This is a genomic window from Bradyrhizobium jicamae (assembly GCF_018130215.1).
GTDB classification, from domain to species: Bacteria; Pseudomonadota; Alphaproteobacteria; order Rhizobiales; family Xanthobacteraceae; genus Bradyrhizobium; species Bradyrhizobium jicamae_A.
The window spans coordinates 40,219-53,637 of sequence record NZ_JAFCKQ010000056.1; the positions used below are offsets into that span (position 1 = coordinate 40,219).

Here is a 13,419-nt window from a genome sequence, read left to right on the forward strand (position 1 = left end):
GATGTCGGCCATGACCTATCCTGCAAACTCCATTTCCCGTATCGCCCGCGGCGGCAAGGCGCTCTATGGCGCGCCGCTCGGCATCCTGATGCTGGAGGCGCGCTTTCCACGCATTCCCGGCGACATGGGCAACGGCACCACCTGGCCGTTCCCGGTGCTCTACCGCGTCGTCAGCGGGGCTTCGCCGGAGAAGGTGGTGCTGAAGGGCGCGGCCGGCCTGCTGCCCGACTTCATCGACGCCGCCAGGGACCTGGTGCGGCTCGGCGCCGAAGCCATCACCACCAATTGCGGCTTCCTCGCGCTGTTCCAGAAGGAGCTAGCGGCCGCCGTCGGCGTGCCGGTTGCGACCTCGTCGCTGATGCAGGTGCCGTGGGTGCAGGCGACGTTGCCGCCGGGCAAGCGCGTCGGCCTCGTCACGGTGTCGGGCTCGACGCTGTCACCCGCGCATCTCGAAGGCGCCGGCGTGCCGCTCGACACGCCGCTGGTCGGCACCGAGAACGGCAAGGAATTCTTCCGCGTCCTGATCAAGGCCGAAAAGGACGACATGGACATCGCGCAGGCCGAGCGCGACGTGGTCGAGGCCGGCAGGGAGCTGGTGGCGCGTCATCCCGAGGTCGGGGCCATCGTGCTCGAATGCACCAACATGCCGCCTTACGCCGCCGCGCTTCAGGCCGAGGTCGGGCTGCCGGTCTACGACATCTATTCGATGATCACCTGGTTCCACGCAGGGCTCAGGCCGCGCGCCTTTGGATGATAATGTCCCGTAGCGACCTCGATTCCCTGCAACCATGAACAGCCAAGCGGGCATCAACTTGGATATCAGCTCAGACAGCATCGTCGACCGCGTCTACGAGCAGCTCAAGGCGATGGCGATCAGCTACGAGTTCAAGCCCGGCGAGCGGCTGAACGAGGGCGAACTGGCGAAACGTCTCGGCGTCAGCCGCACGCCGCTGCGCGAGGCGCTGAACCGGCTGAATACCGAGGGTTTCCTGCGCTTCACGCCGGGCAAGGGCTTCTTCTGCCGCGAGCTCGACGCGCATGAGATCTTCGATCTCTACGAGCTGCGCAAGTCGCTCGAGATCGCCTCCGTCCGGCTCGCGATCAAGCGGGCGAAGGATGAAGACATCGACGCGCTGCTGGCTTTCCTGCAGGCCACCGGCCCGGATCCGGGCGAGCGCTCCTCGGTGGAGCTGGTCGAACTCGACGAGACCTTCCACGAGCGGCTGATGGCGATGTCCGGCAACGCCGAGATGCTGCGCGTGCTGCGCAACGTCAATGCACGCATCCGCTTCGTGCGCTGGATCGACATGGACCGCATCAACCGCTCCAACACCCAGGCCGAGCACCGCGCCGTCGTCGAGGGCCTGAAGGCGCGCGACGAGGAAACGTGCGTGACCGTGCTCGAGAAGCACATCGATCGCCGGCTCGACCGCATCACCTCGGCGATCAAGGAAGGCTACGCGCAGATCTACATGCCGGCGGCGCGCGGCTAGAGCGATTTCGGGCTCCGGACGTCGCCGACCCAGCCAATGATGGCTTTTGGTGCGATCACGCATCTCGGGGAGTGCGGATTGATCGTTCCCGCGCTGATGTCGCTGGTCTGATCGAGCAGGCTGTGCGCAAACACCCTGGCTTCGTACTCGGTCGTGAAGGTGCGCGTCTTTCGGGCGCTGCGCTGGTGCGCGACGTCGGGGGCGCGCAGCGCGAACGAGACGTACCAGATGGCCTTCTGCTTGTCCGCAGTCATCGCGCCACCTCTCGCGGTGGCAAGGCTGTCCTGAAGAGCGGATGAGCGGTTCGTGCCAAAACCGGAAGACCTTGTACTGGGAAAATGCACCTGACCCGGTGCGGTGTGCGCGCGGAAGGTGGCCCCGGGGCGTGGCTGGCGCTTGCCTCAACCGCTGGTCGAGATGGCAATGCGCCTGCGCAGTGCACGGGCCGGCTTGTGTGTCAGCTTGCTCCGCTCTCCTTGCGAGCAGCCGCCACGGCCTGCTCGACCTCTGCGGCCATGGCCGTGAGACGCTCGGCGAGCCTGGTGAACAGCTCGCGCTTCCTGACGTCGGTGGCCAGATCGCGGATCAACGCACATTCCGCAGCGTCGGTGCGAAGCTTTTCGAGCCGCGCCATCATATCCTGCATTTCCTGCCCAACTCCGTAACAACTCGATGTTGCAGGCACGGTAGGCGGCGCCCAACCCCGGCGGCAATAACATGTGATAACGCGTGAAGCCCTGCCGAGGTCGCGGCGGCGCAGGGCGAATTGTCCCCGACAGGCCTTGACGCCGGAGCGCTGCGTCAGCCGCACCGCTTGGTGTGGAGATAGTCCGCGGTAAAGAGCGCGATGTTTTGCAATCCCCTGAGGTCCATGATCGTCAGTGTCCGGTCGCGCAAGGTGATGAGTCGCGAGGCACGCAACTCCTGGAGCGTGCGGTTGACGTGAACCACGGACAGGCCGGTGGCGTCAGCCAGATCGATCTGCGTGACGGGGAAGGCGCAGGAATCGCCATCGATCATTCCAACCGGCCGCAGCCGCTCATGGATCTCGCACAGCAGGTGCGCCACCCGCTCCAGCGCGATGCGCCGGCCGATATTCACGGTCCATTCGCGCTGGATCGCGCTGTTCACCATCGTCTCGCACCAGAACGCCTGGGCCAGCGACTGGTCTGCCGCCAGCAGCCGTTCGAACACCGGGCGCTTGATGTCGGCGTAGATCACCGGCGTCAGCGTTCCGATCGAGTGATCCATCACCGACAGCAGATAGACGCAGGCGTCGCAGGCATCGCCCGGCAGGATGAAGCTGGTGATCTGCCGGCGGCCGTCCTCCAGCGTCTTGAAACGGCAGAGCCAGCCCGACAGGATGATCCTCACGCTGTCGACCGGGTCGCCCTCGTTGGCGAGGTCCTCGCCTTGGCCGGCGCGCTGCAACCCTTCCAGGATCGCCCTCTGCAGCAATGCGATGCCCCGCTCGGACAACTGCCGCAATGCGTCGAGGCGCCGGATCACCGGCTGCGCCAGATTCCCCTCGAGCGCCGGGGAGTGCATCTATCTCCCCATGCTCGGCGTGTGGATGATGCGCTGGCTCATCGGAATTGCGATCGTGGCATGAAGGCCCGACGGATCGAAGCCCAGCGTGGTCTTGCCTTTGAACTCGAATGCCAGCGTCCGCTCCAGCAGCTCCGATCCAAATCCCTTGCGCTTCGGCGAGGTGACCGCCGGCCCGCCGTGCTCGCGCCAATCGAATACGAGCTGTTGCGGCTCGTCCACACCGTTGATGCGCCACGACACCTCGACACGTCCGGTTTTCTGACTCAATGCGCCGTATTTCAGGGCATTGGTCGCCAGTTCGTGGATTGCCAGCGCGAAGGTCTCTGCGGCCTTCGGCTGCAGGCGGATCCGCGGCCCGGAAACATGCAGCTGGTCGCCCTCGCGTGCATTGTAGGCGAGCAGTTCCTCGACCACGAGGTATTCGAGATCGACACCGCCTTCGGGGTCGCGGGTGACCAGCGACTGCGTCCGCGCGAAGGCGCTGAGGCGGCCGTCCAGATGCGACGCATATTCCTCGACGCTCGAGCTCGTCTCGGCCGAGCGGCGGGCAATCGAGCGAACCACGCCGAGCGTGTTGCGGACACGATGTTGCAGCTCCGCCAGCAGCAGGCGCTGGCGCTCTTCGGCCCTGGTGATCGCGGTGACGTCTATGAAGGTGATCACGACGCCGGCGATGAAATTGTCGATGCTTCGATAGGGCAGGATGCGCACGATGTAGCGCGTTCCGCTGTCGGGTGCGGTCAGCTCGCGCTCCGTGCTGGCCAGCGTGCGCAGCACCCTGCGCACATCGTCATAGAGCTCCTCGATCGGGATGCGTGCCTTGATGTGGGCGATCGGACGGTTGACGTCGGTCTCGACCAGATGCAGCAATTGCGTGATCGCGGGCGTGAAATTCATCACCTTCAGGTCGTTGTCCAGGAAGACCGTGGCGATCTGCGTGCTTTCGAGGAAATTCTTCAGATCGCTGGTGGCGCGGGTCAGTTCCTGCACGCGGTGCGCCAGCTCGCCGTTGACGGTGGTCAATTCCTCGTTCACCGACTGCAGCTCCTCGCGGGAGGTTTCCAGCTCCTCGTTGGCGGATTGCAGCTCTTCGTTGAGCGACTGGTATTCCTCGTTGGAGGATTTGAGCTCCTCGTTGGTGCTTTCGAGCTCCTCGATCGTCGCCTGCAGGCGCTCGCGGGTGGCGCGCAGCTCGCTTTCCAGCCGCTCGACATGCTCGGTCCTGATCGACGCGCCCTGATTGCTCTCGGCGTTCTCTAGCGGACGGATCGGGCCGTCCTTGAACAGGACCACGAAGTTGCGGTGGCCTGCGGCGCCATCCTGGATCGGCTCGACCGTGATGTCGACCAGCACCCGGTGCCCATTGATGCCAAGCTGCACCTGCTCGGCATGCGCCGCCTCGTTGACTTCGGCAGCACGCCCGAGAGCAGTGCGCAGCTCGAGCCTGAGGTCGCGGTGCACGAGCTGGAGCAGATCGAGCGTCGCGGTGCCCGCCGTCGGCTCGATATAGCGGCCGGTGCGGCCGGAGAAATGCAGGATCTGGAAATTGTCGTCGGTGATGACATAGGCCGGCGCATAGCGCTCGGCGATGCGCTGCGCGCGGCGCTCGAGACCGACATCCGGACCAAGCGCGCGAACGGGCGGCACGTCGACCGTGGCGCGGCCCGCCGCGGTCGTGATCGGAAACTCCGGCGGCAATCGCGTTCCGGTCTCGAGCTTCCTGAAGATGCGCGCGCGGCGATCGACCGGAGAAAACAGCTTCGGATGCCGCGTGACGTTCTCGGAATTGCCGAGGAACAGGTAACGGTCCGGCAACAAGGCAAAGTGGAACAGGGGGATCACGCGGTTCTGCAGTTCGGCATTGAGGTAGATCAGAAGATTGCGGCACGAGATCAGGTCGAGCTTGGAGAACGGCGCGTCCTTGATGACGTTGTGCTGCGAGAAGATGCACATCTCGCGCAGCTCCTTGACGACGCAATAGGTGTCGCCCTCGCGCACGAACCAGCGGGCCAGCCGCTCGGGCGACATGTCGTGCTCGATGCTGGTGCGATAGCGCCCGACCCGCGCCGCGGCGAGGGCGCGCCCATCGATATCGGTCGCGAAGATCTGGATCTGAGGCGCCGAATCGAGGCTCGCGATGTGTTCGCGCAAGAGGATGCCGATGGAATAGGCTTCCTCGCCGGTGGCGCATCCGAGCACCCAGACGCGCACCTGCTGGCCCGCGCCCTTTCCCTGGAATATCCTGGGAATGACCTGCGTTTCCAGGACGTCGAACTCCTTCTTGTCGCGGAAGAATTCGGTCACGCCGATCAGGAGGTCGTTGAAGAGGTGCTGCACCTCGTCCTTGTCGTTCCTCAGGAAGTCGACATAGGAGGAGATCTCGTCGATCTGTACCACCTGCATGCGGCGCTGGACGCGGCGCAGGAAGGTGTTCTGCTTGTAGCCGTGGAAGTCGTTGCCGGTCTTGTTGCGGAGAATGTCGGCGATGCGCGCAAGCGAGGTTGCCGCCGCAGCCAGCACCTCGTCGAATCCCTGTTTCTCATCGAGCCGGCGCAAGTGGCGGGCATAGACGTCGATGTGCTCCGGGATTTCGTCCGGAGGCAGCACGAAATCGGCGATCGCCACGGCCGAATTGCCTTCATTGTGCGGATCGGGATGCTCGTTCTTGATCCGCTCGGCGATCGCCAGGCCGCCATGATCCTTCAGGGTTGCCACGCCGAGCGTCCCGTCGCCACCTGTGCCGGCCAGCACGACGCCGATCGATTGCTCGGCCCGCTGTTCCGCGAGCGAGACCAGGAAGCTGTCGATGGTGGCGCGCTCGCCCTTGGCCTGCGCGGCCGCGCGGACGTGGAATTTATCGCCATCGATCGTGGTGATCATGTCGGATGGAGAGAGATAGATGACGCCGCCCTCGACTGTCAGGCCATCCTCGATTTCGGCAAGCCTGATGCCGTCGGACCGTTGCAGGACCTTGCGCAGCCGCTCGTCCTCCACCGCATCCCGGTACTGCATTACGAGCACGATGGCCTGATCCGGATTGAGCTTCAGCCTGGAGAAGAAAAGCTCCATGCTGTTCAAAGCACCGGCAGAGGCGCCCACACCGACGATCAGCGGTGTCCTCGACTGGCGTTCTCCATCCGCGGTCTCTGTCTGGCCGACGTCATTCATGATTGCAGCGGCTTCCATTCATCGATGGGCATCGCGCCCGCGTTTGCCGTTGATAGCAGAATTTGGCCCGATCCCAACGGGATAAGTACGGGTCTGCTGCTCCCGAACCGGGGGCACGGTGGCAGTTGATTGTCATTCACCGCGAGACGGACCATACTGGCATGCGTGGCGGCCGAACCGACGATGGACATGTCCGAGGAGCTCGCGACCCTGATCAGGCGAGCCGACCGAGCAACCGCTGATGCACACCGTCTCATCGGCGAAAATGACCTGTGGCGGCAACGCATTCTGCAACAATTCGACCGCATGTTCGAACTCGGATCCGAATTCAGGGCGCCGCGGCGTATCGAGCGTCCCCCTTCGACGCGCTAGAGCAATCGGGACGGACGGCTCTAGTGCGGAGTGACCTGCTCCTCGAGATAGGCAACCCGCTGCTCGATCAGGCTGCGGTGTCGCTCCCATTCCACCAGGGTCCGCTTGAGCAGGTTCACCAGCCGTTCGGCCTGCATGGTGTCGTGGCCGGCCCTCTGGAGCCAGTCGATCAAATCCTGCTGATCGCGGATGCGCCGCCAGCCGTCCTCGATGTCGACTTCGGCCTTCACCAGGAGTTGTTGCTCGAAGTGCAGCTGCCGGGCCCAGTTCGCATGATCAGTATCGACCATTCACTGTTCCTTCCGCGTTGGCGGCTTCGGGGCGAGTGATTGTAGCATGACGCGCCGGATCATATCGGCATATTCGCGATATTCGGCGGCGCGCGCTTCGTACATCTGAGCCACCGCCGGACGGCCGCTGCGGCGGCCGTCTTCCGCCATCCGATGCACCAGTTCGGCGCGCTCCTCGATGATGCGCAGCGCCACCCGAAAGGCCTCGTCGACCCGGCTTTCCTGCTCCTTGGCCAGCGCATCGGCGGTATAGGCGTGGCCGACCTGGCAGCGGAAGCGCAGCGGGCGGCCCATGCTGAGCTCGGAAAGAACGCCGCCGCAGCCCGGGCAGGTGAGGGGCGCGGGATTGGCGATATCGACCAGCGTATCGCTGCCGACGCGCTCTCCTGCCGCAATCTTCACCTCGAGCGCGATCTCCGGCGGGATCGGCAGGGAGGCCGCCGCCCGCTCGCGGGCCAGGTCGGAAAGAACGTCACCGAGGCGCGCCGCCGGGACGCAGAGGTCGACGGTCGTGGATTCCATCGCCCGCAGCGGCATTTCGTCGGAAATGGCGTCATTGGGATCCTGGACCACTGCGATCCCGCCACAGCGCTTGATCGCACTCAAGCCGGCCGCGCCGTCCGACAACAGCCCGCTCAGGACGACGCCAATGACCCGTGGTCCGTAGTGCAGTGCGGCGGATCGGAATAACGGATCGATCGCGGGCCGCACCAGGTTTTCAAGCGGTCCGCGTCCGAGCATGAGGTGGCCGTCATGGATCAGGAGATGATGGTCCGGCGCCGCAAGGTAGATGTGGCCATTCTCGATCACCATGCCGCTTTCCGCCTGCCGGACCGGCAGCTTGGCCGCCGCGGCGGCAACCGTGGAGAGAATGCCGATGCCGTGCGCCGGCAAGTGCAGGACGATGAAAATCGCGGCCGGCAAATTGGCCGGCAACCGGCCGAGGATGTCCCGCAGCGGCGCAGTCGCTCCAGCAGAACCGCCGATGACAATAATGTCGCGATTTTGCATGGAACTCACCTCCGTCCAACTCGTTTGGAACAAGGCGGCCTCAGGTCCTATGTTCCTAATTCTATTGCATCCCGCGCCCGGCGCGGTGGAGGAAATATGTCAGCAATGTCTCCCCTCTTGCGGGATGATGTACCGCTGAGCGGACGCCGCGTCCTCGTCGTCGAAGACGAGTATTTCCTCGCCGACGAAGTGGGCCGCGAGCTGCGCGCGCTTGGCGCCGACATCGCCGGTCCCGCTGCCGATATCGATGACGCCTATCGCCTGCTGAACGACGGCGGCATCCTGGATGGTGCCGTGCTCGACGTGAACCTCCGCGAGGTCATGGTCTTCCCGATCGCACGCGAACTGCGGGCGCGCAATGTGCCCTTCGTGTTCACGTCGGGCTATGATGCAATCGTGGTCGGCAAGGAATTCCAGGCCGTGCCGCTGTGGGAGAAGCCCTTCAATGTCAGGGCGATGGTCCATCGCCTGACCGACATGATCCTGCAGTCCTAAGCCGGCCGGACGTCGGCCATACGTCATCCTGCCTGCCGGCGATCGCGATTATCGCCTCGGCGATTTGCGCATGTTGGTGCGGCCGGACCGGAAGTAGCTCACGATTGCGGTCTCGCGACATCGGGCTGAGGGGCTGCATGATGGCCGGGATCGAACGTGATATCGAGCAATTGGAGCAAGCGGCCGCAGAACGCGCGGTTGGCCGACGAGTTGCGGCTTGCAGCGGCCCGGCTCAGAACATCGCACCAGGACCAGACGCGTGCCCAATGAAATGCTGCGGAATTCCGCAGAGTTGATTGCGAAGTGCCGTGAATCCGCTGAGAACGCCGATCGGCTTGCAAGAGAGTCGGGGGATGATGCCGCGCGCGGAGATTACGAGTTGCTGGCCCGGTCCTGGCGCCGCCTCGCGCTCAGCTACCAGTTCTCTGCGCATCTCGAGCAGTTTCTCAAACGGCGACGGAACGCCGGCTGAGGCTGCGCCGCACCGTGCACTGAAACATCGCGTGCGAGGCGCCGACCGGGAGGCAACATTCAGACAGGTATGGTTCTGCCGGGGACGCGGTCACATGTGGTTCGCCTTCGGACCCACGCATTCTGCTTCGCCGCCGGGCAGGGATCCGGTCGCAAACATTTTGTGGTGTTGATGCCCGAGGAAGGTGTCCGCCGGGCATTCCTTGAGCAAGTCGAGCGAGTGCGCGATTGCAGCGCGAGCATAGTCGAGAACGGCAGTGTCGTGCACGGACGCGCGGCTGGACCGGTGAATACGGTGATCCGGGGTCGATTGCGTCATCGCGCGCTCCTTGGCCAAGGGGGCGACACCGGTCTCGACCGCCGGCGCCCATGCCTGTCGATGCTGCAAGGCAACGCCTGAACCGGCGTTATGTTGCGGCGTCCTTCAGCCAAGCGGGGTGTGGTTCCCGCTTGCCAAGGCTAGCGTTGGTCGAGCACCTCCCGCACCCGCAAGGCCAGCCTGGCCTGCGAGACCGGCTTCTCCAGCAGGGCAATGCCCTGGTCCAGCCGGCCCTGATGCATCACCGCATTCCGCGAGTAGCCGGTCATGTAGAGGATCTTCAATTCGGGGCGGATCTCCGCGGCGCGCTTGCCGAATTCGCGGCCATTCATGCCGGGCATGACGACATCGGTGAGCACGAGGTCGATGTGCGACCGATCCTGCAACAGCATCGTCAGTGCGGTCTGCGCGTTCGCTGCCGTCAGAACGCGGTAGTTCAACTCGCGCAGGAGCTCGCTCACATAGATGCGAAGATCATCATCGTCCTCGACGACGAGGATCACTTCGCCCTTGTTCGATTCACGCTCGGTGGCAGGCTCGCCGGTGTCGTCTGTCGCGGCGGCCGCGCTATGATGGCGCGGGAAGTACATCTTGACGCTGGTGCCCTGGCTTTCGTCGCTGTAGATGCGCGTGTGTCCGCCTGATTGCTTCAGGAACCCGTATACCTGGCTCAGGCCGAGACCGGTCCCCTGTCCGGCCTCCTTGGTGGTGAAGAACGGCTCGAAGGCGTGGTTCAGCGTGTCCGCGCTCATGCCGACGCCGGTGTCGGTGACGCTGATCACCACGTATTGGCCAGGGCTCAACTCCGGATTTTGCAGGCAGTAGGCGTCATCGACCGACACGTTCACGGCCTCCAGCGTCAGCCGTCCGCCGTCCGGCATCGCGTCGCGCGCATTGATGGCGAGGTTGACGACGGCGGACTCCAGGTAAATCGGGTCCACCTCGATCTGCCATACCCCGGCGCCGCCGATGGTCTGGACCTCGATACGCTCGCCGAGGGTACGTTGCAGAAAATCCTGCAAGCCGGTGAGGAAGCGGCTTGGGTCGATTGGCTTCGGATCCAAGGCCTGGCGCCGCGAGAATGCCAGCAGCCGGCTCGTCAGGCCCGCGGCACGCTGGGCCGCGCGCTTGGCATGGGACAGCCCGCGCTGGAAGGTGGCATTGGCGGCGAGCTGCCGGGCGTGGCGCTCCATGGTCTCGAGGTTACCCATCACGATCATGAGCAGGTTGTTGAAATCGTGCGCAATGCCTCCGCTGAGCTGGCCGACGGCTTCAAGCTTCTGCGAGGCGAGCAACTGATCCTGGACCTTGGCGAGCGTCTCCTGGGCCAGCCGACGCTCGCTGATATCGCGGGTGACCTTTGCGAATCCGACCAGCACGCCGGTTTCATCGACAATCCTGTCGATGACGACCGATGCCCAGAACCTCGAACCGTCTTTTCGGACCCGCCACCCCTCGGCTTCGAACCGGCCGCTTTGCGCGGCTTCCCCGAGGGCGCGGCGGGGCACGCCGCTTTCGCGATCTTCCTCGGTATAGAACCGGGAGAAGTGCTGGCCGATGATCTCGTGCGGTGTGTAGCCCTTGATCCGCTGGGCACCGGCGTTCCAGGTGACGACGACGCCCGCGGGGTCGAGCTGGAAAATGGCGTAGTCGACGACGGCCTCGATCAGCCGGCGATAGCGCTGCTCGCTTTCGACGAGCGCCTGGTGGGCCTTCTGGCGCTCGGTGATGTCGCGCGTGACCTTCGCAAATCCGATCAGCGACCCGTCGGTATCCCTGATCGCATCGACCACGATGGTTGCCCAGAAACGACTTCCATCCTTGCGGACGCGCCACCCCTCCGAGGTGAAGCGCCCGTGTTCCGTCGCCATCGCCAGCGCCTTCTGGGGCAAGCCGGCCGCCTGGTCCTCCGCCGTGTAGAAGATCGAGAAGGAGCGCCCGATGTTTTCGTCGGCACGATATCCCTTGAGCCGGGCCGCGCCTGAATTCCAGCTCGCGATCCTACCGTCACGCTCGACCATATAGATCGCGTAATCGACGATGGCGTCGATCAGGAGCTGAAGCCGCAGACCGTCGGTGACGCCTTCGGTGACTTGATTCAATTCGGTAATTGGATGCACCTGCTGTCGACGTCGCAAAGAGCACCCCTTGCCAAGCTTGGTGTGGCGCCAAGCCTTCTAACTCCGCCGGATTTGACCGGTTCCAAACGCGACCGCGGGGCCTTCAAACCGGAGCCCTCGGGGGCGCCCCGTCGTCAGAGCCCGAACCGCCTGATCGCTTCCGTGACGATGATCCCGCCGGCCTCCTGCACGAAATGTCCTCCGTCCGGCAGCTCGAGCGGCGGCGGGCAGCCTCGAATGACCTGCCGCAGCGCGGTCATCGCGGGCGGGCCGAGCACGGGATCCTTCATGCCGACCGCCATGAAGCTCGCACCGGTCCACTCCCGGGACCAGAAATCCCGCGCGCGGCGCGAAAGTGCCGCGCCGCCCGCGTCCGGACTGTCCGGCACCAGGTTCGGAAACCGCCGGACACCGGCCTTGTATTGCGCGTCGGGGTAGGGCGCGGCATAGGCAGCGGCCTCCCGGTCGTCGAGACCGGGGACTGCCCGCTGCATCAGGGCTGCGATGTCCATGTCAGGACTGCGATTGGAGAAAGCGCGCCAGGCCAGAAAGCCTTCGCCGAGCGGCGCGTCACCAGTGCCCAGCATCGTGTTCATCACGAGCAGCCGGTCGAAGCGGTCGGCCATGTCCATGGGGATCGTCAGCCCGATCAATCCTCCCCAATCCTGGCACACCAGCATGATGCGGCGCAGTTCGAGCGCCTCGATCAGGGACATGATCGAGGATCGATGAAAGTCGAAAGTGTAGACATTCTCGTCGATCGGCTTGTCGGATCGGCCAAAGCCGAAGAAGTCCGGAGCGACGACGCGAAATCCCGCACCGAGCAGCGCCGGCGCCATCTTTCGATAGAGATAGGCCCAGGTCGGCTGGCCATGCAGGCAAAGCGCGACCGGCGCAGTGCGTGCGCCTTCGTCGAGATAGTGCATCCGCAACGGGCCGATATCGATGTAGTTCGGCGCAAAGGCGAAGCCGGGCAATCTTGCGAACCGCTCGTCCGGTGTGCGAAGCGTCTGCATGTGTCCTCCGTCTCGAGCGCGGTCGCGCGAGCGCGTCGATCGGGCCTTGTCGGTGATAGCCTATCATACGGCACGGCGCGCCGTTGCAGGGGATTGCCCGGCCTCGTCGGCTTGACAGCGGGCGCGCTTCGTCGCAGTCCTCGATCATCGACGGGGAGATGAAATGACTGTCATCACATCAAGAGTCGACGAAACATTGCTCCTCACCATCGATCGTCCGCCGGTCAATGCGCTCGACCTCGATGCAATCCTTGCACTCGAGCAGGCCTTTGCCGCCGCGGCAGAGGAAGCGCCGCGCAACGGCGTCGTGCTCACCGGCGGCGGGCAGGCGTTCTCGGCAGGCGTCGATACGCGCGCCTTCGCGGGCTACGCCCGCGACCAGCGCCACGCCATGGTGCGCGCAATCTCGCGGATGGTGGCGCGACTGCTCGCGATTCCCGTTCCCGTCGTGGCCGCGATCAATGGCCATGCGCTGGGCGGCGGCTTCGTGCTGATGCTCGGCTGCGACCACCGGATTGCGATCGACGGCGACGCGGCCAAGCTCGGCATGACCGAGGCGCAGGCCGGCATCCCCTTTCCGGCAGGGCCACTCGAGGTGATGCGGCATGAACTGTCGCCCGAACTGCTGCGCCGACTGACGCTTACAAGCGCTGTGCTCAGGACCCGCGAATGCCATGAGTTGCGAATCCTCGATACGCTCTGTGCGGCGGAGGATCTCCAATCGGCCGCGATCGTCGCAGCGCGGAGCCTCGCGGCCCAGCCGGGCTTTCGCGCGGTGAAGCGGCAAATCCGCGGCGGGCTCGCCGAGCGTCTCGCCGATCTTGCCTCGACCGGGCATGAGCCCTCACTCGGCGCGTTCGGCTGACCGGACCCGTGCACGAACTGCTCGTCGGGCAAATCAGGAAAAGCCGTCAAGTCCTCGCCGTAAAAATATTTCGGTTTATCGTAATGACAAATCAGTGTATAGAGTTTCCCGTCTCACCCGCCTGAGGGGCGCTCGCGATCGTCACGAACGTTGTGGTGGGATGCGGTGGACGTTGCGTGCGTGACTGACGAGAGCGCATGAAGCGGACGGCGAAATCGTGCAGGCCTGACGCCCTGGTGGCAGGTGTC

15 protein-coding genes are annotated in these 13,419 nt (G+C 64.7%); 6 read left to right on the top strand and 9 right to left on the bottom strand.

Going from position 1 to position 13,419, the window contains the following annotated elements; all coding sequences use genetic code 11:
- The first annotated feature begins 10 nt into the window (after positions 1 to 10).
- Complete coding sequence (locus tag JQ586_RS35200) at positions 11 to 754, top strand: aspartate/glutamate racemase family protein (RefSeq protein ID WP_212399232.1); 744 nt, start codon at positions 11 to 13, stop codon at positions 752 to 754.
- A gap of 58 nt (positions 755 to 812) precedes the next feature.
- Entirely contained in the window at positions 813 to 1,493 is a 681-nt protein-coding gene (locus JQ586_RS35205) for a GntR family transcriptional regulator (protein ID WP_249148560.1), read from the top strand.
- On the opposite strand, the gene JQ586_RS35210 is transcribed toward JQ586_RS35205, so the two are convergent.
- The 4 genes from JQ586_RS35210 to JQ586_RS35225 all read right to left on the bottom strand — a co-directional run bounded on the left by JQ586_RS35210 (position 1,490) and on the right by JQ586_RS35225 (position 6,212).
- Positions 1,490 to 1,747 (bottom strand): hypothetical protein, encoded by a 258-nt coding sequence (locus JQ586_RS35210; protein ID WP_212399234.1) that lies wholly within the window; start codon positions 1,745 to 1,747, stop codon positions 1,490 to 1,492. The genes JQ586_RS35205 and JQ586_RS35210 overlap by 4 nt on opposite strands.
- 203 nt (positions 1,748 to 1,950) lie before the next feature.
- The gene (locus JQ586_RS35215) at positions 1,951 to 2,139 is read right to left on the bottom strand and encodes a hypothetical protein (RefSeq protein ID WP_212399235.1); all 189 of its coding nucleotides are present in this window, start codon (positions 2,137 to 2,139) and stop codon (positions 1,951 to 1,953) included.
- 155 nt (positions 2,140 to 2,294) lie between these two features.
- A complete protein-coding gene (locus JQ586_RS35220) occupies positions 2,295 to 3,041 on the bottom strand; it encodes a Crp/Fnr family transcriptional regulator (RefSeq protein ID WP_212399236.1) in 747 nt (248 codons plus the stop codon).
- Entirely contained in the window at positions 3,042 to 6,212 is a 3,171-nt protein-coding gene (locus JQ586_RS35225) for a CheR family methyltransferase (RefSeq protein ID WP_212399237.1), read from the bottom strand.
- A gap of 189 nt (positions 6,213 to 6,401) precedes the next feature.
- Here JQ586_RS35225 and JQ586_RS35230 point away from each other — a divergent pair, with 189 nt between their 5' ends.
- Complete coding sequence (locus JQ586_RS35230; protein WP_212399238.1) at positions 6,402 to 6,584, top strand: hypothetical protein; 183 nt, start codon at positions 6,402 to 6,404, stop codon at positions 6,582 to 6,584.
- 20 nt (positions 6,585 to 6,604) lie between these two features.
- Here JQ586_RS35230 and JQ586_RS35235 read toward each other — a convergent pair whose 3' ends face one another.
- Entirely contained in the window at positions 6,605 to 6,874 is a 270-nt protein-coding gene (locus JQ586_RS35235) for a hypothetical protein (protein ID WP_212399239.1), read from the bottom strand.
- The gene (locus JQ586_RS35240; RefSeq protein ID WP_212399240.1) at positions 6,875 to 7,885 is read right to left on the bottom strand and encodes a chemotaxis protein CheB; all 1,011 of its coding nucleotides are present in this window, start codon (positions 7,883 to 7,885) and stop codon (positions 6,875 to 6,877) included. It abuts the gene before it with no gap.
- A gap of 105 nt (positions 7,886 to 7,990) precedes the next feature.
- Here JQ586_RS35240 and JQ586_RS35245 point away from each other — a divergent pair, with 105 nt between their 5' ends.
- Both JQ586_RS35245 and JQ586_RS35250 read left to right on the top strand, forming a co-directional pair.
- The gene (locus tag JQ586_RS35245; protein WP_212399241.1) at positions 7,991 to 8,380 is read left to right on the top strand and encodes a response regulator; all 390 of its coding nucleotides are present in this window, start codon (positions 7,991 to 7,993) and stop codon (positions 8,378 to 8,380) included.
- A 259-nt stretch (positions 8,381 to 8,639) separates the two neighbouring features.
- Positions 8,640 to 8,852 (top strand): hypothetical protein, encoded by a 213-nt coding sequence (locus JQ586_RS35250; protein ID WP_212399242.1) that lies wholly within the window; start codon positions 8,640 to 8,642, stop codon positions 8,850 to 8,852.
- Between the two features lie 90 nt (positions 8,853 to 8,942).
- Here JQ586_RS35250 and JQ586_RS35255 read toward each other — a convergent pair whose 3' ends face one another.
- The 3 genes from JQ586_RS35255 to JQ586_RS35265 form a co-directional block, all read right to left on the bottom strand.
- Entirely contained in the window at positions 8,943 to 9,170 is a 228-nt protein-coding gene (locus JQ586_RS35255; protein ID WP_212399243.1) for a hypothetical protein, read from the bottom strand.
- Between the two features lie 140 nt (positions 9,171 to 9,310).
- Positions 9,311 to 11,281, bottom strand: coding sequence for a PAS domain S-box protein (locus JQ586_RS35260; protein ID WP_409411038.1), 1,971 nt, complete (start codon positions 11,279 to 11,281; stop codon positions 9,311 to 9,313).
- A 143-nt stretch (positions 11,282 to 11,424) separates the two neighbouring features.
- The gene (locus JQ586_RS35265; RefSeq protein WP_212399244.1) at positions 11,425 to 12,306 is read right to left on the bottom strand and encodes a haloalkane dehalogenase; all 882 of its coding nucleotides are present in this window, start codon (positions 12,304 to 12,306) and stop codon (positions 11,425 to 11,427) included.
- Between the two features lie 163 nt (positions 12,307 to 12,469).
- Between JQ586_RS35265 and JQ586_RS35270 the strand changes: the two genes are divergently transcribed.
- Complete coding sequence (locus tag JQ586_RS35270; protein ID WP_212399245.1) at positions 12,470 to 13,171, top strand: enoyl-CoA hydratase/isomerase family protein; 702 nt, start codon at positions 12,470 to 12,472, stop codon at positions 13,169 to 13,171.
- The last annotated feature ends 248 nt before the right edge of the window (positions 13,172 to 13,419 follow it).